Source organism: Micromonospora sp. NPDC127501 (assembly GCF_040302185.1).
Classification (GTDB): Bacteria; Actinomycetota; Actinomycetes; order Mycobacteriales; family Micromonosporaceae; genus Micromonospora.
Genome location: NZ_JBEORJ010000024.1, coordinates 1 through 19,146 on the forward strand (window position 1 = coordinate 1; position 19,146 = coordinate 19,146).

Annotated in this window: 19 protein-coding genes; 4 read left to right on the forward strand and 15 right to left on the reverse strand. The window is 71.9% G+C overall.

Annotated elements, in window-relative coordinates:
- Window positions 1–153 precede the first annotated feature (153 nt).
- Window positions 154–555, reverse strand: coding sequence for a hypothetical protein (locus ABTW72_RS32140; protein ID WP_350865510.1), 402 nt, complete (start codon window positions 553–555; stop codon window positions 154–156).
- A gap of 146 nt (window positions 556–701) precedes the next feature.
- On the opposite strand from ABTW72_RS32140, the gene ABTW72_RS32145 reads away from it, so the two are divergent.
- Window positions 702–1,919, forward strand: a complete 1,218-nt coding sequence (locus ABTW72_RS32145) for a cytochrome P450 (RefSeq protein ID WP_350865513.1) — start codon at window positions 702–704, stop codon at window positions 1,917–1,919.
- Window positions 1,920–1,996: 77 nt separating this feature from the next.
- On the opposite strand, the gene ABTW72_RS32150 is transcribed toward ABTW72_RS32145, so the two are convergent.
- Window positions 1,997–3,166, reverse strand: coding sequence for a zinc-dependent alcohol dehydrogenase (locus ABTW72_RS32150; RefSeq protein WP_350865516.1), 1,170 nt, complete (start codon window positions 3,164–3,166; stop codon window positions 1,997–1,999).
- A complete protein-coding gene (locus ABTW72_RS32155; protein ID WP_350865518.1) occupies window positions 3,163–3,801 on the reverse strand; it encodes an SRPBCC family protein in 639 nt (212 codons plus the stop codon). Before ABTW72_RS32155 ends, ABTW72_RS32150 begins: the two co-directional genes overlap by 4 nt.
- Window positions 3,802–3,959: 158 nt before the next feature.
- Between ABTW72_RS32155 and ABTW72_RS32160 the strand changes: the two genes are divergently transcribed.
- Window positions 3,960–5,039: a glycosyltransferase family 2 protein gene (locus tag ABTW72_RS32160; RefSeq protein ID WP_350865520.1), complete on the forward strand. Its 1,080-nt coding sequence runs from the start codon at window positions 3,960–3,962 to the stop codon at window positions 5,037–5,039.
- A gap of 105 nt (window positions 5,040–5,144) precedes the next feature.
- Here the strand turns inward: ABTW72_RS32160 and ABTW72_RS32165 are convergent, their stop codons facing one another.
- The 3 genes from ABTW72_RS32165 to ABTW72_RS32175 are packed head-to-tail and all read right to left on the reverse strand — an operon-like array spanning window position 5,145 to window position 7,103.
- Complete coding sequence (locus tag ABTW72_RS32165; protein WP_350865522.1) at window positions 5,145–5,762, reverse strand: DUF3618 domain-containing protein; 618 nt, start codon at window positions 5,760–5,762, stop codon at window positions 5,145–5,147.
- The gene (locus ABTW72_RS32170; RefSeq protein ID WP_091409908.1) at window positions 5,759–6,226 is read right to left on the reverse strand and encodes a phage holin family protein; all 468 of its coding nucleotides are present in this window, start codon (window positions 6,224–6,226) and stop codon (window positions 5,759–5,761) included. The genes ABTW72_RS32165 and ABTW72_RS32170 overlap by 4 nt, the downstream gene beginning before the upstream one ends.
- Window positions 6,227–6,257: 31 nt before the next feature.
- Window positions 6,258–7,103: a hypothetical protein gene (locus ABTW72_RS32175; RefSeq protein WP_350865524.1), complete on the reverse strand. Its 846-nt coding sequence runs from the start codon at window positions 7,101–7,103 to the stop codon at window positions 6,258–6,260.
- 229 nt (window positions 7,104–7,332) lie between these two features.
- On the opposite strand from ABTW72_RS32175, the gene ABTW72_RS32180 reads away from it, so the two are divergent.
- Together ABTW72_RS32180 and ABTW72_RS32185 are read left to right on the forward strand one after the other, a co-directional pair.
- The gene (locus tag ABTW72_RS32180) at window positions 7,333–7,824 is read left to right on the forward strand and encodes a DUF4383 domain-containing protein (RefSeq protein WP_350865527.1); all 492 of its coding nucleotides are present in this window, start codon (window positions 7,333–7,335) and stop codon (window positions 7,822–7,824) included.
- A gap of 66 nt (window positions 7,825–7,890) precedes the next feature.
- Complete coding sequence (locus ABTW72_RS32185; RefSeq protein WP_350865530.1) at window positions 7,891–8,550, forward strand: DUF6766 family protein; 660 nt, start codon at window positions 7,891–7,893, stop codon at window positions 8,548–8,550.
- A gap of 30 nt (window positions 8,551–8,580) precedes the next feature.
- On the opposite strand, the gene ABTW72_RS32190 is transcribed toward ABTW72_RS32185, so the two are convergent.
- The 9 genes from ABTW72_RS32190 to ABTW72_RS32230 all read right to left on the reverse strand — a co-directional run bounded on the left by ABTW72_RS32190 (window position 8,581) and on the right by ABTW72_RS32230 (window position 19,142).
- The gene (locus ABTW72_RS32190) at window positions 8,581–9,030 is read right to left on the reverse strand and encodes a GNAT family N-acetyltransferase (protein WP_350865533.1); all 450 of its coding nucleotides are present in this window, start codon (window positions 9,028–9,030) and stop codon (window positions 8,581–8,583) included.
- A gap of 70 nt (window positions 9,031–9,100) precedes the next feature.
- On the reverse strand, window positions 9,101–10,567 hold the full coding sequence (gene obgE / locus ABTW72_RS32195; RefSeq protein ID WP_350865536.1) for a GTPase ObgE: 1,467 nt from the start codon (window positions 10,565–10,567) through the stop codon (window positions 9,101–9,103).
- Between the two features lie 95 nt (window positions 10,568–10,662).
- Window positions 10,663–10,917, reverse strand: a complete 255-nt coding sequence (gene rpmA, locus ABTW72_RS32200) for a 50S ribosomal protein L27 (protein WP_030491740.1) — start codon at window positions 10,915–10,917, stop codon at window positions 10,663–10,665.
- 11 nt (window positions 10,918–10,928) lie between these two features.
- The gene (gene rplU / locus ABTW72_RS32205) at window positions 10,929–11,243 is read right to left on the reverse strand and encodes a 50S ribosomal protein L21 (RefSeq protein ID WP_007464063.1); all 315 of its coding nucleotides are present in this window, start codon (window positions 11,241–11,243) and stop codon (window positions 10,929–10,931) included.
- Window positions 11,244–11,409: 166 nt separating this feature from the next.
- Window positions 11,410–11,892 (reverse strand): hypothetical protein, encoded by a 483-nt coding sequence (locus ABTW72_RS32210; RefSeq protein ID WP_350865541.1) that lies wholly within the window; start codon window positions 11,890–11,892, stop codon window positions 11,410–11,412.
- 116 nt (window positions 11,893–12,008) lie between these two features.
- A complete protein-coding gene (locus ABTW72_RS32215) occupies window positions 12,009–15,122 on the reverse strand; it encodes an Rne/Rng family ribonuclease (RefSeq protein ID WP_350865544.1) in 3,114 nt (1,037 codons plus the stop codon).
- A 131-nt stretch (window positions 15,123–15,253) separates the two neighbouring features.
- Window positions 15,254–16,066, reverse strand: a complete 813-nt coding sequence (locus ABTW72_RS32220; protein ID WP_112586001.1) for a TIGR03936 family radical SAM-associated protein — start codon at window positions 16,064–16,066, stop codon at window positions 15,254–15,256.
- A 156-nt stretch (window positions 16,067–16,222) separates the two neighbouring features.
- Window positions 16,223–17,650, reverse strand: a complete 1,428-nt coding sequence (gene mycP, locus ABTW72_RS32225; RefSeq protein WP_350865547.1) for a type VII secretion-associated serine protease mycosin — start codon at window positions 17,648–17,650, stop codon at window positions 16,223–16,225.
- Between the two features lie 10 nt (window positions 17,651–17,660).
- Window positions 17,661–19,142, reverse strand: coding sequence for a WXG100 family type VII secretion target (locus ABTW72_RS32230; protein WP_350865550.1), 1,482 nt, complete (start codon window positions 19,140–19,142; stop codon window positions 17,661–17,663).
- Window positions 19,143–19,146 lie beyond the last annotated feature (4 nt).

The window sequence follows — 19,146 nt, forward strand, 5'->3', positions numbered from 1 at the left end:
CACGGTGAACCGGTAGAACACCCGCCACTCGGTCACCGTGGCGAGCAGGTAGTAGACGCCCATGTTGAAGGCCGCCATCGAGGACGCCAGCCGGCACGGCCACGCTGGCGGGTCGGCCGGCGCACCCCCGGATCGGCCACCCGGGACTGGTGGTCAGCCATCGGCGGGGCCGTCGCCGTCGCCCCAGCCGAGGCCACCCGGGCCCGGGGCGTGGTGGAAGCCCGGATGGTCGGCCACGTCGACGCAGCGTTCGCCGTCCGGGCCGACAGCGCCGCAGAACAGCCGCTCGGCCCGCTGCCAGGCGTCCGCCGGTGACAGGGCCGCCGCACCGAGTGCCACCTCCGAGCGGAGCAGACTCAGCGCCTCCGCGTACGCCACGGCCAGCTCGCGGGCCTCGGCCGGGTCAGGCGCGGTGAAGCCCAGATGCACCGTGAAGAACCGGTGCGGACGGGTGGGCCGCCGCGGCGGCCCGATCAGTGACCGCCCGTCACGGCCGCCGCCGAGTGCCCCGGCCGCTCGCCGCTGCCGCCAGTGCGGTGATCTGTTGTCGCGCATCCGCCCTCCCCGTGCTCGTCCCACCAGCAGCAAACCAGGTTCCGCCGCCCCTGGGAGGGGCCAGCCGGGCGGGGTTCAGCGGCGTGGACGGGGGTAAGCGCACCGGCAAACGGCGACCAGCCGCACCTGCGCGTGAGGGAGACCCGATGGCGACCATGCCGGCCGACCGCAGCCCGGACAGCACCCTCGCGCTGCTCCGCGCCGGTTACCGGTTCATCGGCGAGCGCTGCGAGCGGTACGGCAGCGACGTCTTCAAGACCCGGATCCTGCTCGCCCCGACCATCTGCCTTCGCGGCCGGCCGGCGGCGGAGCTGTTCTACGACAACGACCGCTTCCAGCGCGCCACCGCGATGCCGTTGCGGGTGCAGCGAACCCTGACCGGGCGGGGCGGGGTGCAGGGGCTGGACGGGCCGGAGCACTCCGACCGCAAGGCAATGTTCATGTCGATCATGACGCCCGCGGCGATCCAGCGGCTCGGCCAGCTCTTCGACGACGAGTGGCGGACCCGGGTCGCGGCCTGGGAGGGCGCCGGCCCGGTGTCGCTCTACGACGAGCTGGGCCGGGCGCTGACCCGGGTGGTCTGTGCCTGGGCCGGGGTGCCGCTGCCCGCGTCGCAGGTCGAGCGCCGCGCCGTCGAGCTGCACGCCATGATCGAGGCTCCGGCCGTGCTGGGACCCCGGCACTGGCGGGGACGGCTGGCCCGGTACCGCGCCGAACGCTGGCTCGCCGACCTCATCGACCGCACCCGGGTCGGTTTCGCGCCGGCGCCGGCCGGCAGCGCCCTCGCCGTGATCGCCGAACACCGGGACGGGCGCGGCGACCTCCTCCCCCGACGGATCGCGGCGGTGGAGCTGCTCAACGTGCTGCGCCCGGTGGTCGCCGTCGACCAGTACATGACCTTCGCCGCGCTCGCCCTGCACGACCATCCGGCCTGGCGGGAACGAGTCCGCGACGACGACGAGGCCACCGAGCACTTCGTCCAGGAAGTACGCCGCTACTACCCGTTCTTCCCGATCGCGGCGGCCCGGGTCCGGCGGTCCTTCGACTGGCAGGGCCACCACTTTCCGCGCGGCCGGCGGGTGCTGCTCGACCTCTACGGCACCAACCACCACCCGACGCTCTGGCCGCAACCGGAGCTGTTTCGCCCGGAGCGGTTCGCCGACCGCCGGGTCGACCCGTTCGAACTGATCCCGCAGGGCGGCGGCGACCACTGGGCCGGGCACCGCTGCGCCGGCGAGTGGATCACCATCGACCTGATGAAGCGGGCGGTCACCAACCTCGTCACCACCATGCGCTACGACGTTCCCGTCCAGAACCTGGCCCTGGATCTGCACCGGATGCCCGCCCTGCCACCCTCGGGCTGACGATCACCAACGTCCGTCGCGCCGGCTGACCCCGCCCCGCCGATCGCAGCGACCGGCGAGGCGGGTACGCCCAGCCGTCAGGGGTGCAGGACGCTGCGCAGACAGCCGTCCTCCTTCTTCTCGAACAGCTCGTACCCCTGGGCGCCCTGCTCCAGGGAGAGCGGGTGGGTGGCCAGATAACCGGGGTCGATCTCGCCGGCGGCGAGCCGGTCGAGCAGCATCGGGATGTAGCGCTGCGCGTGCATCTGCCCCATCCGCAGCACCAGTGCCTTGTTCATGGCCGCGCCGAGCGGAAACTTGTCGACCAGACCGGCGTACACACCGACGATGCTCACCGTGCCGCCCTTGCGGCACGCCATGATCGCCTGGCGGACCGAGGTAGGGCGGTCGGTCTGCAACCGCGCCGCCTGCTTCACCCGGTCGTACGCGTAGGTCGGTCCGACGTCGTGCGACTCCATGCCGACGGCCTCGATGCAGGCGTCCGGCCCGCGTCCGGCGGTCAGCTCACGCAGCGCCTCCAGTACGTCGGTCTCCGCGTAGTTGATCGTCTCGACCCCGATCCGTTCGGTGGCGGTCTTGAGCCGATCCGGGAATCGGTCGATCATGATGACCCGCTCGGCGCCCAGGAGTTGCGCCGAACGGGCCGCCATCTGACCGACTCCGCCGGCACCCCAGACGGCCACCACCTCGCCACCGGTGAGCCCGCAGAAGTCCGCCGCCATCCACCCGGTGGGCATCGCGTCGGAGGCGAACACCACCGAGTCGTCCGGCACCCCGTCGGGTACGGCGAAGGCGCCGACGTCGCCGAACGGCACCCGGATGTACTCGGCGTGTGATCCCGAGTAGCCGCCTGCGGCGTGCGAGTAGCCCAGGATGCCGGCCGGCGAGTGCCCCCACAGCTTCTCGGTGAACACCGGTTGCGGATTGGAGTTGTCGCAGAGCGAGTACTGCTCGGTCCGGCAGTACCAACAGCTACCGCAGGCGACCACCGACCCCACCACCACCCGGTCGCCGACCCGGTGCCGCCGTACGCCGGGCCCGGTCTCCACCACCTCGCCCATGAACTCGTGGCCGAGGATGTCCCCCTCCCGCATCGCCGGCAGGTACCCGTTGATCAGATGCAGGTCGGAGCCGCAGACGCTGCTGGCCCGGACCCGAACGACGATGTCCCCCTCGGCGCGGATCTGGGGCTCCGGCACGTCCCGGACGGCCAGCTTGCCGACGCCTTCCCAGCAGAGCGCCCTCACGCCCGTCCTCCCGTCATCAGCTTCTCCCGCACCTTGTCGGTCGTCTTCTCCTGGGCGGGGCTCCGGCCGGACGGGTCGTCCCGGGTGTCCACCACCTGGCCACACTCGATCAGCGCCTTCACCCGCCGCAACGCGTCCCGCAGCGCCAGGTCCGGCTCATCGCCCCCGACCAGGCCGGCCAACCGACGCACCGGACCGGAGCGGTAGCGCAGCTCGGCCCGGATCTCCGTGCCCCGGCCCTGGGGTGCTTCGGTCAGCTCGATCCGTCCCAGCTGCGGCATCGGCCCGTCCTCGACCCGCCACCGCAGGGTGCCCGTCCCCTCGACGTCGATCTCGGCCTGCCACTGCGTCTCACCGCCGGCCCGGTCGCGGGCCACGCACCGCCAACGCCGCTCGTCGAGCTGCTGCAACGTGGCCCACCCGGCCAGCGCGCGGTCCAGCCGTTCGCGGTCGGTCCAGAAACCGATCACCTCGTCCCGGGACCGGTCCACCGTCACCCCGCGACGCACCACGTACCAACCGTCCTGTCGCTCCGGCTGATGCCGATGCCGACGGCGTGCCACCGCCCGCCCCACGCCGACCGCCGTCGCCGCGGTGACGCCGAGCAGCGCCCACCTGGTTCCGTTGTTGGTCATCACGTCTATCTCCTCCACCCGGACAACCGGGCATGGACAGCTCTCAGGGGCAGCGCTACCCGGGGTTCGGCAGTCGAAACGACCCGCTGTTTGATCGACGGAAATGCGGGCAGATGCTGCTCGACACCGACCGCGACCCTGTCCGCCACGGAGTTGCCATGTCCTCGTTCAGCCCTACCGAAGACGCCCGGTGCGCCACCCGCCGGTGGGCGGTCGCGCCCGAGGGCGCCGGCACATCGCCGGTCCGCCTACCGATGACGTACGTGCTGCCGCTGCGGTGGCACACCGACACCGGCCTGGCCGAGCTGACCGACTACCTGCGCTGGCTCGGTCACCGGGTGGAGGTGCTCGTGGTCGACGGCTCCCCTCCGCCCCTCTTCGCCCGCCATGCCGAGGCGTGGCGGGGGTTCGTCCGGCACCTCCCACCGGATCCGAGAGAGCGTGGGCTCAACGGCAAGGTGCTGGGCGTACACACCGGCGTCCGCGCCGCCGGTCACGAGCACGTGGTGATCGCCGACGACGACGTCCGGTACGACGAGTCCGCGCTGAGCGCGGTACACCGGCTGCTGGGCAGGGCCGATCTGGTACGACCGCAGAACTACTTCGACCCACTGCCCTGGCACGCCTGGTGGGACACCGGCCGCACGCTGCTCAACCGGGCGCTCGGGGCGGACTACCCGGGCACCCTCGCCGTGCGGCGCAGCACCTTCCTCGCCATGGGCGGGTACGACCCGGACGTGCTCTTCGAGAACCTGGAGCTGATCCGCACGGTGCGCGGGTACGGCGGCACCGAGGCCGCCCCGGCCTGGCTGTACGTCCGCCGACTGCCTCCGGAGGCCGCGCATTTCCGTGGTCAACGGGTCCGTCAGGCGTACGACGATCTGGCTCAGCCGGCTCGCCTGCTGACCGCGCTCGCGGTGCTGCCGGCGCTGGCCGCGGCGGTCGCGTCGCGCCGCCCCGGGCTGCTGGTCGGCGCGGCGGCCGGTGTCGTCGCCCTGGCCGAGACGGGTCGCCGCCGCGCCGGCGGCACCCGGGTGTTCCCGCCGGCCACGGCACTGGCGGCCCCATTCTGGCTGCTGGAACGCGGCGTGTGCGGCTGGCTCGCGGTCGCCCAACGCCTCCTGCTGGGCGGCGTCCGCTACGGCGACACCCGGATCCGCCGAGCCGCCAACCCCGCCCCGCGCAACCCACGGCTCCCCGCGATCCTGCACTTCCGGTCGGGGCAGAACCGTCGGTAGACCCACAGAACCCCAGCCGAAACCGCAAGATCGGCGCTGACCCCAATGCGACAGCTCGCGGCCACCGGAGGGTGACCGCGAGCTGTCGTGCTGGTTGGGGGGTGGTCAGGGGGTGGCGTGGTCCTTGACCTGGTGGGCGGCGGACTTCGTGTCGTCCTTGACCGCGTGCACGGCGTCCTGAGCGGTGGACTTCACCGACTCGGCGGCCTGCTGGGCCGGCTCGCGCAGCTCGCTGGCCACCTCGCTCAGCTTCTCCTTCACGGCCCCGCTGTGCTCGCTGACCTTGGCCTTCACCTGGGTGGCGGCCTGCTGCTCGCGGCGGGAGGCCGGGATCAGCGACGAGGCCAGCCAGCCGACCCCGAACGCGATCAGGCCGGCGGCGAGAGGGTTGCCCTGGGACTTCTGCCGGATCACCCGCGGCGCGCTGTGCGCGGCGTCGCTGACAGTGGTCGCCGCCGAGTGCGCGGCGTCGCTGACGCTGGAGGCCGCCGACGAGGCGCGGTCACCCACCGAGTGGGCGGCCTGGCCGGTGCCGTGGCCGAGGTCAGACGCGGTTCCCATGACCTTGTCCCTCACATTCTGCAGAGCGGAACGGGCCCGCTGTTTACGGTCGTCGACGATGCGGCTCGGGCTGACCTTGTACGCCAGCGCATCCACATCGGAGCTGAGGCTGTTACGGGTGGCTTCGATCTCCCGGCGGATCTGATCGGGATCGGTGCTCATCGGGTGACTCCCTCCGGGTGCGGCTTGAGCGCGTCGGGGATCCGCTGCACGCTGTCGTTGGTCTGCTTGAGCCCGCGTACGTGCTGGGCGTTCTTCTTGGCCTTCGAGTAGAGGACCGCGGCGACCACGGCCCAGATCACGGCCACGATCAGCGCGGCCAGGCCGGAGTCCATGACGTTGTCCAGGAACTGCCATACGGCGATGGACACGAAGAGGGCCACCATGTAGCCGCCGAAGCCGGCACCGCCGAAGAGGCCCGCGGCCTTGCCGGCCTTCTTGCCCTCCTGGCGGATCTCGGCCTTGGCCAGCTCGACCTCCTGACGCATCAGCGTCGACAGGTCGGTGGTGACCTGACGCATCAGGTCACCCAGCGAGCTGCCCTTCACCTCCGACGCGGTGTGCGGGGCACCCGCGTCAGGGTGGTAACCGGAGTCCAGTCCGGACCCCTGCGTCGGCATGCTCATGCCGTCGCCTCCCTTCGGATGACTCGGCGGCTCACGGGCGAGGGCTGCCGCTGGACGGAACGCCCGGCAGCGGGTCGGTCTGGGTCACCGGAGGCAGCGGCTGGCCGGTGCCGGAGTGCTCCGGGTAGTCGCCCTGGCCCGGGTCGGCGGAGCCGCCGGGCGCCGGGTCGGCGTAGGTACCGGGCGTCTGGTCGGTGTAGCCACCGGACGTCGGCGGGGTGTGCGTACCAGGGGTGGGGTCGAGGTAGCCGCCCGGCGGAACGGCGTCCGGCACCGCGCGGGGCGCCGGCGGCGGCGTCGGGATCACGGCGGTCTGCTCCGGGTCGTACGCTCCGGCACCCCGGAACGTCGAGGAACCGTTGCCGGAGTCGTCGCCGGCGGCCGAGATGCCACGGGTCAGCCGGCCGGCCAGCACACCGAGCACCGCCGCGCCGACCAGGAAGGTGCCGGGGTTACGCCGCGCGTAGTCGCGTACCTCGGTGATCAGGTCGCCGGGCTCGCGCTCCTCGAGCCAACCGGCGACGCCGTGCACCCGGTCGGCGGCCTGGCGGGCCAGCTCGCTCACCGGGCCGGCCTGGCCACCCTGCTCGGCCATCGAGCGCATCTCGTCGGCCAGCGAACGCAGCCCACCGGCGGCTCGGCGCTGCTGCTCACCGGTCTGGCTGGCGAGCTGGTTGCGGGCCTCGCCGTACAGGTTGCGGGCCTGCCGGGCCGCCTCACGGCCAACCTCGGTGCCCTGCTCCTTGGCGGTCTGGGCGACCGCGCCACCCGCCTGCGCGGCCTCCGACCCGACCTGGCGCGCCTGGTCGCGGACGCCACCGCCGTTGGTCGACTGCTGCCCGTACGTGGAAGACGTAGGTGAAAGATCGTAAGTCATGATTTCCCTTCCGCTCAGAAAGTCGTCGCGGTTGTGCTGGGGGGATGCGACGCGTTGCTGCCGCCGCTGACCATTCACCTACCCTCCGTTTTGGCTTCCATACCTCTTCGTGCATTTATCTGCGCGGCCCACCGGTTGGTCTTCAAAATGGAGGATCGTCGGGCTGCGTCACGTCGCCGCTGCGGACAGTGAGGTTCGCGAGGCCGGTAGATCCACGGAGGGGGCAGCGATGGCACGAGACGCACGAGGCGGCCGAGCGGCTGGCCCACGTCCCCGGGTCCAGCTGGCCGCGCTGGTCGTGGCCGGGGTCTTCCTGTTGATCGGCGTCCTCGGCTTCATCCCCGGCATCACCACCGACTACGGCGAGCTGCGGTTCGCCGGGCACCACTCGGACGCCCGCCTGCTCGGGCTGTTCCAGGTGTCGATCCTGCACAACGCGGTGCACCTGCTCTTCGGGTTGGTCGGCCTGGTGCTGGCCCGCAGCGTCGCCGGCGCCCGCGTCTTCCTGGCCGCCGGTGGCGCGATCTACCTCGCTCTCTGGCTGTACGGCCTGGGGATCGAGGCGGTCAATCCGGAGGGCGGGGCGAACATCCTGCCGGTCAACGACGCCGACAACTGGCTGCACCTCGCGCTCGGCTTCGGCATGCTCGCGCTCGGGCTGCTGCTGTCGAACCAGGCCGGCACCGGCGGACGCCTGGACAGCCCCGCCGACCGGCACTGAACTGGACTTCTGTGGTTTCGCGGTCACGCCCGCAGGGGTAAATCGACCGGCGAAGGAGGTGCGATCATGCCTCGTTGGCTGCGTGACAACGCCCTGGCCGTCGCGATGCTGGGGGCGTTCCTGGTCTTTCTGGTGTTGCAGAGCGTCTTCGGGTGGCAGACCCACAACGAGGAGCTGACCGAGTTCGGGGCCGCGCCGCTGAGCTGGTCCGCGTACCTGACCACCGGGCACTTCGCCGAGGCGGTCTTCGAGAACTGGGAATCCGAGTTCCTCCAGATGGGCGGGTACGTGCTGCTCACCGCGTACCTGGTGCAGCGGGGCTCGGCCGAGTCGAAGCCAATGGACCAGACCGACCGCCCGGAGGACGACGAGCGCCGGGCGACCCCGCAGTCACCCTGGCCGGTACGCGCCGGCGGCCTGCCGCTGGTGATCTACCGGAACAGCCTCTCCCTCGCGCTGCTGCTGATCTTCGCCGGTTCGTTCGTCGGTCACCTGCTCGGCGGCACCGCCGCCTACAACCAGGAGCAGGCGCTCCAGAGCGGGGCGCCGCCGATCGGGGTGTGGGAGTTCCTCGGCACCAGCGACTTCTGGTTCCAGTCCATGCAGAACTGGCAGAGCGAGTTTCTCGCGGTCGGCGCGCTGATCCTGCTGAGCATCGTGCTGCGCCAGCACGCCTCGCCGGAGTCGAAGCCGGTGACCGTCGAACACGCCAGCACCGGCGCCTGAAACGACGACGCGGCGGCGACGACGCGGCCGTCAGGCCGCGACGGGCAACCGCTTGGCGAAACAGACGCTGTACGGGTTGCCCACGTACTCGCCGTAGACCGGGATCTGCTGGTAGCCACACGCGGTGTACAAGGCGATAGCGGCCGGCAGATAGGTGCCCGTCTCCAGGCAGACGACCGCGTGCCCCTGCCGGAACGCGCACTCCTCCAGCGCGGCGAGCAACTGACGACCGATCCCCCGCCCCCGGTACGCGGGCCGGACGTACATCCGCTTGACCTCGCCGGTGTCGGCGTCGAGCGCCTGGAGCCCGCCGCAGGCGACCGCCCGACCGTTCACCACCACCGCCAGGTAGCGGACGTCGTCATGGGGGACGAAGACCTGCCCGTCCAACCCACCATCGGCCTCGCGCAGCTCACGCTGCTGCGCGATGACCATGGCGGCGATCTCCGGATCGGTGGCAGGCCGGGACTCGATCAGCATCACCCCACGCTAGGACGCGTGGATTTCGGGGAGGTTTCCGGAAATCAACCCCACCACGGAGCGCAACGAACTACTCGGCGTCGTCCTCGTCGTCGATGTCGTCGTCGGACGCGTCCGCGCCCAGATCGTCGGCCGACCGCACCCGGCGAGCCTTCCGGGCGGCGAGCCGATCCGCGGCGGAAGCCCGGTTCGACTTCTCCTCCAGACGGACGTCGGTGCCCCGGTTGCCGGGTACGAAGTCCACACCGGCGAAGAGCGTCGGCTGCCAGTCGAACTCCCGCGCGCCGATCCGGACCAGATCACCGGGCTGCGCGCCGGCCTTGGCCAGCTTGTCCTCCACCCCGAGCCGGGCCAGCCGGTCAGCCAGGTAGCCGACCGCCTCGTCGTTGTCGAAGTTGGTCTGCTTGACCCAGCGTTCCGGCCGCACACCGCGCACGGTGAACGAGCCGTCCGCCTCGGCCGAGATGGTGAAACCGTCGTCGTCCACGGCGATGGGGCGGATCACGATCCGGGTCGGCTCGGCGGGCGGAGCGGCCTTACGCTCTGCGTCGACCAGCTCGGCCATCGCGTAGGTCAGCTCCTTGAGCCCTTCCCGGGTGGCCGCGGAGACCTCGAACACCTGGTAACCGCGCTCCTCCAGGTCGGGGCGCACGATCTCGGCGAGGTCGCGGCCGTCCGGCACGTCGACCTTGTTGATGGCGACCAGCCGTGGGCGGTCGGTCAGGCCGCCGTACTGGCTCAGCTCGGCCTCGATGGCGTCGATGTCGGCCACCGGGTCACGGCCGGGCTCCAGGGTCGCCGAGTCGATGACGTGCACCAGCACGGCGCAGCGCTCGATGTGCCGCAGGAACTCCAGGCCCAGGCCCTTACCGTTGGCCGCGCCGGGGATCAGGCCCGGCACGTCCGCGACGGTGAAGGTGTGGTTGTCCATCCGGACCACGCCGAGGTTGGGCACCAGGGTGGTGAACGGGTAGTCGGCGATCTTCGGCTTCGCGGCGGAGATCACCGAGATCAGCGACGACTTGCCGGCGGACGGGAAGCCCACCAGGCCCACATCGGCGACGCTCTTCAGCTCCAGCACGATGTCCAGTTGGTCGCCGGGCTCCCCCAGCTCGGCGAAGCCGGGCGCCTTGCGCTTGGCGTTGGCCAGCGAGGCGTTGCCCCGCCCGCCGCGCCCACCGCGGGCGACCTCGAAGGTGGTGCCGGCGCCGACCATGTCGGCCAGCACGGTGCCGTCGGTGGTCTGCACCACGGTGCCGTTGGGCACCTTGAGCACCAGGTTGCGGCCGTTGGCCCCGTCCCGGTTCGAGCCGGCGCCGCCCTTGCCGTTGTCGGCCTTGACGTGCGGGTGGAAGTGGAAGTCGAGCAGCGTGGTCACCTGCGGGTCGACCACCAGGGACACGCTGCCCCCGTGCCCACCGTTGCCGCCGTCCGGCCCGCCGAAGGGCTTGAACTTCTCGCGGTGAATCGAGACACAACCGTGCCCGCCATCGCCGGCCTGCAGATGCAGAACGACCCGGTCAACGAACGTTGCCACGGCGTCAATCCTTCCAGCGAGGTCCACCCTCGCACTTCGCGAAAAAGGCTAAGCGGGCCGGGACCCGGAGGTCCGCGGCCCGCTTAGCCCGAGAACTACTGCTGCGGAACGATGCTGACGGTCTTGCGACCGCGCTTGGTGCCGAACAGGACCGAACCGGCGGACAGCGCGAACAGCGTGTCGTCGCCGCCACGGCCGACCAGGTCACCGGGGTGGAACTTGGTGCCACGCTGCCGGATGATGATCTCACCGGCGCTGACGACCTGACCACCGAAGCGCTTCACGCCGAGTCGCTGGGCCGCGGAGTCACGACCGTTACGCGAGCTGGACGCACCCTTTTTGTGAGCCATTGGAGGACGACCTACTTCCCGCTGGAGATGCCGGTCACCTTGACCTGGGTCAACGGCTGGCGGTGACCCTGGCGCTTGTGGTAGCCGGTCTTGTTCTTGAACTTGTGGATCCGGATCTTCGGGCCCTTGGTGTGCGCGGCGATTTCGCCGGACACCGCGACCTCGGCAAGCTTCGCCGCGTCGGTCACCAGGTCGTCACCGTCGACGAGGAGCACCGCGGTGAGCTTCACCGCGTCACCGGGGGCACCGGTGAGCTTCTCGACCTCGATCACGTCGCCCTCGGCGACCTTGTACTGCTTGCCGCCGGTCTTGACGATCGCGTACATCGGAGGCGGACTCCCTGTCGTTGAGGCTGCTGGCGGTCGTTCCCGCAGCGGCTCGCCGGGTAGCAGTGCACGGCGGCGCGGGCACACGGGAACTCGGCACACCAAAGGTGGGCCGCAGGCAAGAGTACGCCATCGCTGGCCCGGACCCCAAACCGGCCCGCCCTGGTCAGCGTGTGCAGAGCTGGTCGAGGCGCTGCTGGAGCCGGTCGAGTTCGGTCTCGTCGATCGACTCGACGTCGGCACCGAGCGCGGAAACCTCGGTGCCGAGGTCGGTGAGCAGCGTCTTGAGCTGCGGATCGTCGGTCCGCTCCGACTGCTCCCGCAGCACGGTCCGCCAGTTCGCCAGCGCCGCCTCGGCCCGTCCCCGGGCGGCCTCGGCCGTGCGGCTGTCCCCGGCGCCCACCGCCGCGAGCATCTGGCCCAGCTCCGCCACGTACGTCCGGACGGCAGTGGTGCTGGCCTCCTGCGCGGCGGCGCAGACCTGGGTGGCGTTGCCGCCCGCCACACCGCTGCTGGCCGGCATGCCGGTCGGTCCCGGAGAGGTGCCGGCGGCCGCTGAGCCAGCGCCCTCGGCGGTCCCACCGGCGGAGCAGCCGGCCGCGACGGAGAGCATGGTGAGCAGCGCGGTGACCGCGAGCAGACGGCGCATCTTCTTCTCCTGACCTGGGACGGCCGATCGAGGGCCGGGTGGCCACAACGGCGAGGTCCCTCTCCCGTCACTTTGCCGGGAGAGGGACCTCGTCAAACACGTGGCCGGTCAGGCGCTCAGGGGCGGGTCCGCCGACGGGCGCCACCGCGACGCGACCGGCGACGGCCGCCACCACCCTCGGTGGTCTCCTCGTCGCCCTCACCGTCAGCGAGCGCGTCCGGGTCGTCCGCCGCGGCCAGCCGAGCCGACTCGCCCTGCTGAGCGTCGGAGATCGCCGGTGCGGCGGCGGTGTCTGACTCGTAGCGAGACAGGTCGTAGCCCATGGTGTCCTGGTAGTCGGCGTCCGGCTCGGCCGTGGTGTCGGTGTCGACGACCTCGACCGAGGTCCGCTCGGCCGCGGCCGGGGCGTTCTTGCGCGCCCGGCGGCGGGACGCGGTGGCCGGCTGCTCGGCCGCCGGAGCGGGAGCCGCCGCCGAGGCGACCGCCTTGACCTTCTCCCCCGCACCGGCGGGACGCGGCTTCTCCGGCACCGGCTCGGTGTGGATGATGACGCCCCGGCCCTTGCAGCACTCGCAGGTCTCGCTGAACGCTTCCAGCAGGCCCGCGCCGATCCGCTTGCGGGTCATCTGCACCAGGCCGAGCGACGTGATCTCCGTGACCTGGTGCTTGGTGCGGTCCCGGCCCAGGCACTCGGTGAGCCGGCGCAGCACCAGCTCACGGTTCGACTCCAGCACCATGTCGATGAAGTCGATCACGACGATGCCGCCGATGTCCCGCAGCCGGAGCTGACGGACGATCTCCTCCGCCGCCTCCAGGTTGTTGCGGGTGACGGTCTCCTCCAGGTTGCCGCCGGAGCCGGTGTACTTGCCGGTGTTGACGTCGACGACCGTCATCGCCTCGGTGCGGTCGATCACCAGCGAGCCGCCGGAGGGCAGGAAGACCTTGCGGTCCAGGCCCTTGATGATCTGCTCGTCGATCCGGTACTCGGCGAAGACGTCGCTCGTGCCGACGTGCCGGCGCACCCGGTCGACCAGGTCCGGGGAGACGTGCGACAGGTACGACTCGACCATGTCGTACGACTGCTCGCCCTCGATCACCAGCTCGCGGAAGTCCTCGTTGAACAGGTCCCTGACCACCCGGATGACCAGGTCGGGCTCGCCGTAGAGCAGCACCGGAGCGCCACCCTCGGCGGCCTTGGCCTGGATGTCCTCCCACTGCGCCTGGAGCCGCTTGACGTCGCGGGCCAGCTCGTCCTCGGTGGCGCCCTCGGCGGCCGTCCGGACGATCACGCCCGCGCCGTCCGGGACGAGCTTCTTGAGCACGTCCCGCAGCCGCTTGCGCTCGTTGTCCGGCAGCTTGCGGCTGATCCCGGAGGCGTTGCCGTTGGGCACGTAGACCAGGTGCCGGCCCGAGAGCGCGATATGGCTGGTCAGCCGTGCGCCCTTGTGCCCGATCGGGTCCTTGGTGACCTGGACCAGCACCGAGTCGCCGGAGCGCAGCGCCTGCTCGATCGAGCGGGCCCGCCCCTCCAGCCCGGAGGTGTCCCAGTTGACCTCACCGGCGTACAGCACGGCGTTGCGGCCCCGACCGACGTCGACGAACGCGGCCTCCATGCTCGGCAGCACGTTCTGCACCTTGCCGAGGTACACGTTGCCGGCCATCGTCCCGGAGGAGTTGCGGGTGACGTAGTGCTCGACCAGCACGCCGTCCTCCAGGACGGCGATCTGGGTACGGTCACCACGCTGGCGGACCGCCATCACCCGGTCGACGGCCTCCCGGCGCGCCAGGAACTCCGACTCGCTGAGGATCGGCGGGCGGGTACGGCGCTGCTCCCGACCGTCCCGGCGGCGCTGGCGCTTGGCCTCCAGCCGGGTCGAGCCGGACACACCCTGCACCTCGTCGACGGTCCGGCGCGGCTCGCGGATCTTCACCACGGTCGGCACGCCGTCGTCCGCCGCGCCCTCGGTGTCACCCGCGCCACGACGACGACGGCGACGGCGACGACGGGTCAGACCGTCCCCGCCCTCGGACTCCTCGTCCTCGTCGGCCTCGGCCTCTGCCTCGGCGGTCTCTTCCTCGTCGGCCTGCGCCGCTTCCTCGGACTCCTCGTCCTCGGCGTCGTCGGCCCCGCCCTTGCCCCGGCCCCGGCCGCGGCGACCACGCCGGCGGCGGCGGCGCGCGGCGGCGCTGTCCTCGTCGTCCTCATCCGCCTCGGCGGCCTCGTCGGCCTCCTCGGTCGGCTCCTCTTCGGCCTCGATGGCCTCGATCGGCTCCACCGGCTCGACCTCGCGGCGACCACGCCGACGGCGGCGGGACGGCTCGGCGGCCTCCTCGACGGCCGGCTCCTCGGTCGCCGCGGCGGGCTCCGCTGGTCGGGTCACCGGCACGGCGTCCGGTTGGGGTGCCATGAACAGCACGGTGGGCGCGGAGAGCGCGGCGCGCCGACGACGGGTACGCGGCTGCTCCGGCTCGATCTCGGCCGGCTCGGCTGTCACACCGGAGACGGCCACCCCCGGTGGCACCTCGCCGGAGCGGTCCTGCGCGCCGCTGCTCCAGGCCAGATCGGCGGCGGACGTGCCCGGCAGAGCCGGGGAGTCGTTCAACTCGGCCTCGGCCTCACGCAGGTCGGACTCCGCCGGCTCCTCGGTGACGTCCGACTCCTCGGCGACCGGCTCCTCGACTGCGGGCGACTCGTCGACGGCGGCCGGCTGCTCGGTGGCGGGCGGCTCTTCGACGGCCGCCGGTGTGGCCTTCTTGCGCCGGGTACGGGTCACCTTGACCGGCGGCACCACCTCGGCCGAGGCCTCCTCCGCAGCGGCGGCTACCAGCGGCTCCTCAGCGGTCGTCTCGACCGGGGTGGCCTTGCGGCGGCGCCGGGGAGTCTTCGGTGCGACGTCCAGGTCGCCGGAGACCGGGGCGAAGACCTCCGCCTGCGGCGACTCGACGTTGCCGGCGCCACCGGTGGGCGCCTCGATCGGGGCGTCGGTCTGCTCGGGCTGGTTGAGCGGAGCGGCCCGACGACGGGTCGCCCGGGTGCGCCGGACCGGCGCGGCCGGTTCGGCGGCCTCAGCTGGAGCGCTCTCCGCGCCGGCCGGTTCCACCGAGGCCGAACCGACGGCCGTGGTGGAGGTCTCGACGGCGGCGCCGTCGGCCGTGGTGCTCTGGTCGGCGGTTTCACCGGACGGCTGTGAACCGGTCCGTTCGCCGCCCTCGGGCTCGTTCTCGAGCATGGACGTTCTCCAGTTCTGGCTAGCCCGGGCGCGGGTGAGCGCTGCCACGCAGGGTCGCCGCAAAAGTGTTTCCGCCGGGCGCGCGTGGTGCGCGACCGCCGAAGTCTGCCTGCCAGAACACCGACCGTCGGTCAGTGCCCAACGATGGCTGCCCCGTCGCGGTCCGCATCCAACGGATCCACGATCGCACCCTGCGCGGTCAACGTGCCCTGAGCCAGCCGGGTCACCCTCGGCGAAACCGGCGGCTCCAGGTCGGCCACCACGCGGAGGCCGGAAAGGACGTCATCGGGCCGTACGGACGGGGTGACCTGCCGCACGACCAGTTCGAGTATCGCACACGGTACGGCCGGTGCCCCGGAAGGCGTCGGCGTAGGCAGTTGGACATCGATCGATATCACGGCGGCTCGGGCGTCGAAAGTGCGTCGACCCTGCTTGGTCATCCGCTCGACCAGCACCTCCTCGGCCGCGACGAAAGCGTCCACCGCGGCGCGCAGCACCGCCGTGTCGACCTCAGGCAACTCGATGTGCCAGTGCGACGCCTCGATCCGGTCCGGCAGATTGCCCCCTTCGGCGATCACGGCGTCCAGGACGTCCAGCCCCGGCGAGAGCGCGGCGTCCAGCGCGGCACGCAACGCCTCCGGGTCGACGGCCGCCTGAAGGGCGATTTCCAGGTACTCCGCCTCGCTCGCCACCCCGGTCGGGGCCGCGCTGGCGTAGGAGATCTTCGGGTGCGGGTGGAAACCCTGGGAGAAGGCGACCGGCACGGCGGCCCGGCGTAGCGCGCGCTCGAACGCCCGGGCGAAGTCCCGGTGCGAGGTGAATCGCAGCGGTCCGCGCTTGGCGTACCGGATGCGGACGCGCTGGACGACCGGTGCCTGGCCGCCCTCGGGTTGAGGCTTTCTGGCGATCGTGGGCTCCTCGGGTGTACCTGCGTGTCCGCCCATCCTGGCGCAGGGCTCGTGGCGGTACCCAACCGGGGCGGCCGGATCGCTCGGCAAACGGGTACAAACCGGCCTTCGGGGTCGCGACCACCCGCCGCAAAGCCGATGGCCGGCCGGGTGACGCGGAGGTCACCGGCCGGCCATCATGATCGGGACCGGTTACCGCTCCCTCGGCGGGGCGGGCGGTGCCCCGCCCGGCGGCGGGCCGTAACCGGAGGGCGGGGTACCCCCCGCGGGCGGGGCGTAACCCGAGGGCGGGGCGTAGCCGGAAGGCGGGGCATATCCGGCAGGAGGGGCGTGGCCCGGTGGGGCCGGGTAGCCCGGCGGTGGGGCGTAACCCGCGTCAGGCGGCGGGTACGCGCCCTGGGCCGCCCGATCGAGCACCTCGTCCGGGATGTCGGCGGCCCGGGCCGCGTCCCGCCGGTACCGACGGCGGTTCCAGATGAGGAAGACCACGAGACCCAGGAGCAACACCAGCACCACCGCGATGCCGATGCCGACCACCATGACCTGCTGGTCGGTGGGGCCACCGCGGTCGCCGTGCTGGGTGACGTCGAACTCCTCGTCCGCACCATCGGCACGGGCCGGGCCCGGGTCGGTCGGTGCCGCCGCGGCCGGGTCGAGCAGCGGGTTGGCGGTGACCGGTGGCACGTTCGCGGTCAGCGCCTTCATCGGGTCGATCACCCCGAAGCCGTACTGCGGATCCCGCCCGGACGGGCCCGCGTCCCGCGCGGTCCGGATGATCCGGTTGATCACGCTCGGAGCGTTGAGGTCGGGGTACTTGGATCGGATCAACGCGGCCAGAGCGGAGACGATCGCACCGGAGTCGGAGGTGCCGTCACCCCAGCCGTAGCCCGCCTCGTTGGTGACGTTGTACACGCTGTCGCCGGGAGCGGCGACCACCGCCTCCGGCCCCTGGACGGAGCCGGACCAGAACGCGCCGCCCTTGGTCGTCCCGGTCACCGCGATCACACCGGGGGTGTTGGCCGGGCTTCCGACGGCGACGTGGCCCTTGGCGGTGTTACCGGCGGAGGCGACCACCACGACGTCATGGTCCAACGCGTACCTGATCGCGTCCTGCTCGACCGGGTTGGCGACGCCCGGGCCACCGATGGACATGTTGATCACCTTGGCGCCGCCGTCGACGGCCATCCGGATGCCCCGGGCGATCCCCGCGTCGCTGTAGACCCCGTCGTCCTTGCGCATCTTGATGGGCAGAATCTTCGCGCCGGGGGCGATGCCGTCCACCCCGTCGCGGCTGGGTTTCGCCGCGATGATGCCGGCAATGTGCGTGCCGTGGCCGTCGTCGTCGGACCGGCCGTCTCCCGAGGCGCCGTAACTGCGACCACCGGGAAGCACCTGACCGCGCAGGTCCGGATGGCTGGCCTCGACGCCACTGTCGATCACGGCCACGACCACGCCCCGCCCGGTCGAGATCTTGTGGACCTGGTCGATCCGTAGCTCGTCCAGATACCACTGCTCGGCCCGTCGGGGCGCGGCGGCCGCCGGTTGAGCGGCCCCCACCACCAGGAACCCCGCCAGCAGACAGGCGACTACCGGCCGGAGGCTTCCGACGTTCACCCTCATCCGTCCATCCTCATCGAAGGACACCCGGGGACGCCCCGTCACCAGGGCCCCACGGATCGTCATCCTCAGTCAACCACGACGAGTGCTCGGAGCCGGTGCTGCCACCGTGCCCGGCGCCACCCGCGCCGCCCATCATTCCGCCGCCCATCATTCCGGCACCGCCGACGCCGGCACCACGCGCGCCGCCCGCCATCCCGGCGCCGCCGGCGCCAGCGGCGGTGCGCAACGCGTTCGCCGCGCTCGTCATCGGCGGCAGTTTCCCGTTGCCGCCACCCACCATGCCGGGGATGCCGCCCACGCCGATCCCGGCACCGCCGCCCAGGCCACCGCCGGCACCGATCCCGCCGGCCGAGCCGACGCCGGCACCACCTCCGAAACCACCGCCGGCGCCACCGAGACCGGCGCTGCCGACCCCGCCGCCGCCGATGCCACCACCCAGGCCCCCGACGCCGCTCGGGCTGGCACCGGCCAGACCGCTGCTGTAGCCGGCGTCGCCGTCCGGGTAGCCCGGGTAGCCGGAGCCGGTTGACGGGGGTGTGAGCTGACCGGTGCCGCCGGTGGGCGAACCATCGCCGATCCCACCGGGTTTGGTCGGGGAGAACGGGTCGACGGTGGACGTCGGGCCGCCGGTTTCGCCGATGCCCGGCGGCCTGCTGCCGATCGTGGGGCCGCCACCACCGATGTCGGGCTTCCCGCCGAACTCGCCGCCACCGATGTCGGGTCGCCCTGTTGGCGGAACCCGGGTGTCACGAGTGATGTCGTTGACGCCGACTGCGGTATCCGGGCCGTTGACGGTGAGCTTGGGGCGCTCCGTGTAGACCGCCTGGGGCAGCGGGGCCATCGCGGTGTTCGCAGCCTGCTGGTTGTCCCGGTACCAGTTGTCCAGGTGGGCCTTGGTGTCCCACCAGCCGCCCCGCTTCTGGTCGCCGGCCTGGCCGTCGACCTTCATCGTCGCTTCCAGGTCGTCGGCCTTGTCGCGGAACGCGCCGTCGGCGTACGAGCCGGGGTTGCTCTGGTAGTCCTTGCGTAGCGCGGCGAGGAACCCCGACGAGCTCTCGCCGTCGCGGGCATCGTCGAGCTCGGTGCCGTTGGGCAGGCTCCACTCGTTGAAGCCGAAGTCGTCCATCAGCGGGATCGGGATCGTGGAGACCGTCTTGCGGATGTCGCCCTCGATCCGCGTCAACGCGCCACTGACGTTCGTCGCGTCGGTGATCAGATCCTCGATCTGCTTGCCGATCTTGCCCAGGTGCTCGCGGTACGCGTCGCCACCGCTGCCCTTCCAACCCGCGAGCATCCCCGGCAGACCGCCGACGTGCGGGCGTTCCTGGCCGGTCGCGATCGGGCCGACGAACGAGCGACCGACGAGCGCGTCCCGCAGTTGTTGCAGACCGCTGGAGAGATTGCTCCAGCCCGCTCCGACCGATCCAACCGTTTCCGGGTCCGCGGAGAGCGTCACCTCACGGACGCACCGCTCCCAGGTTCCTCCAGCCATGACG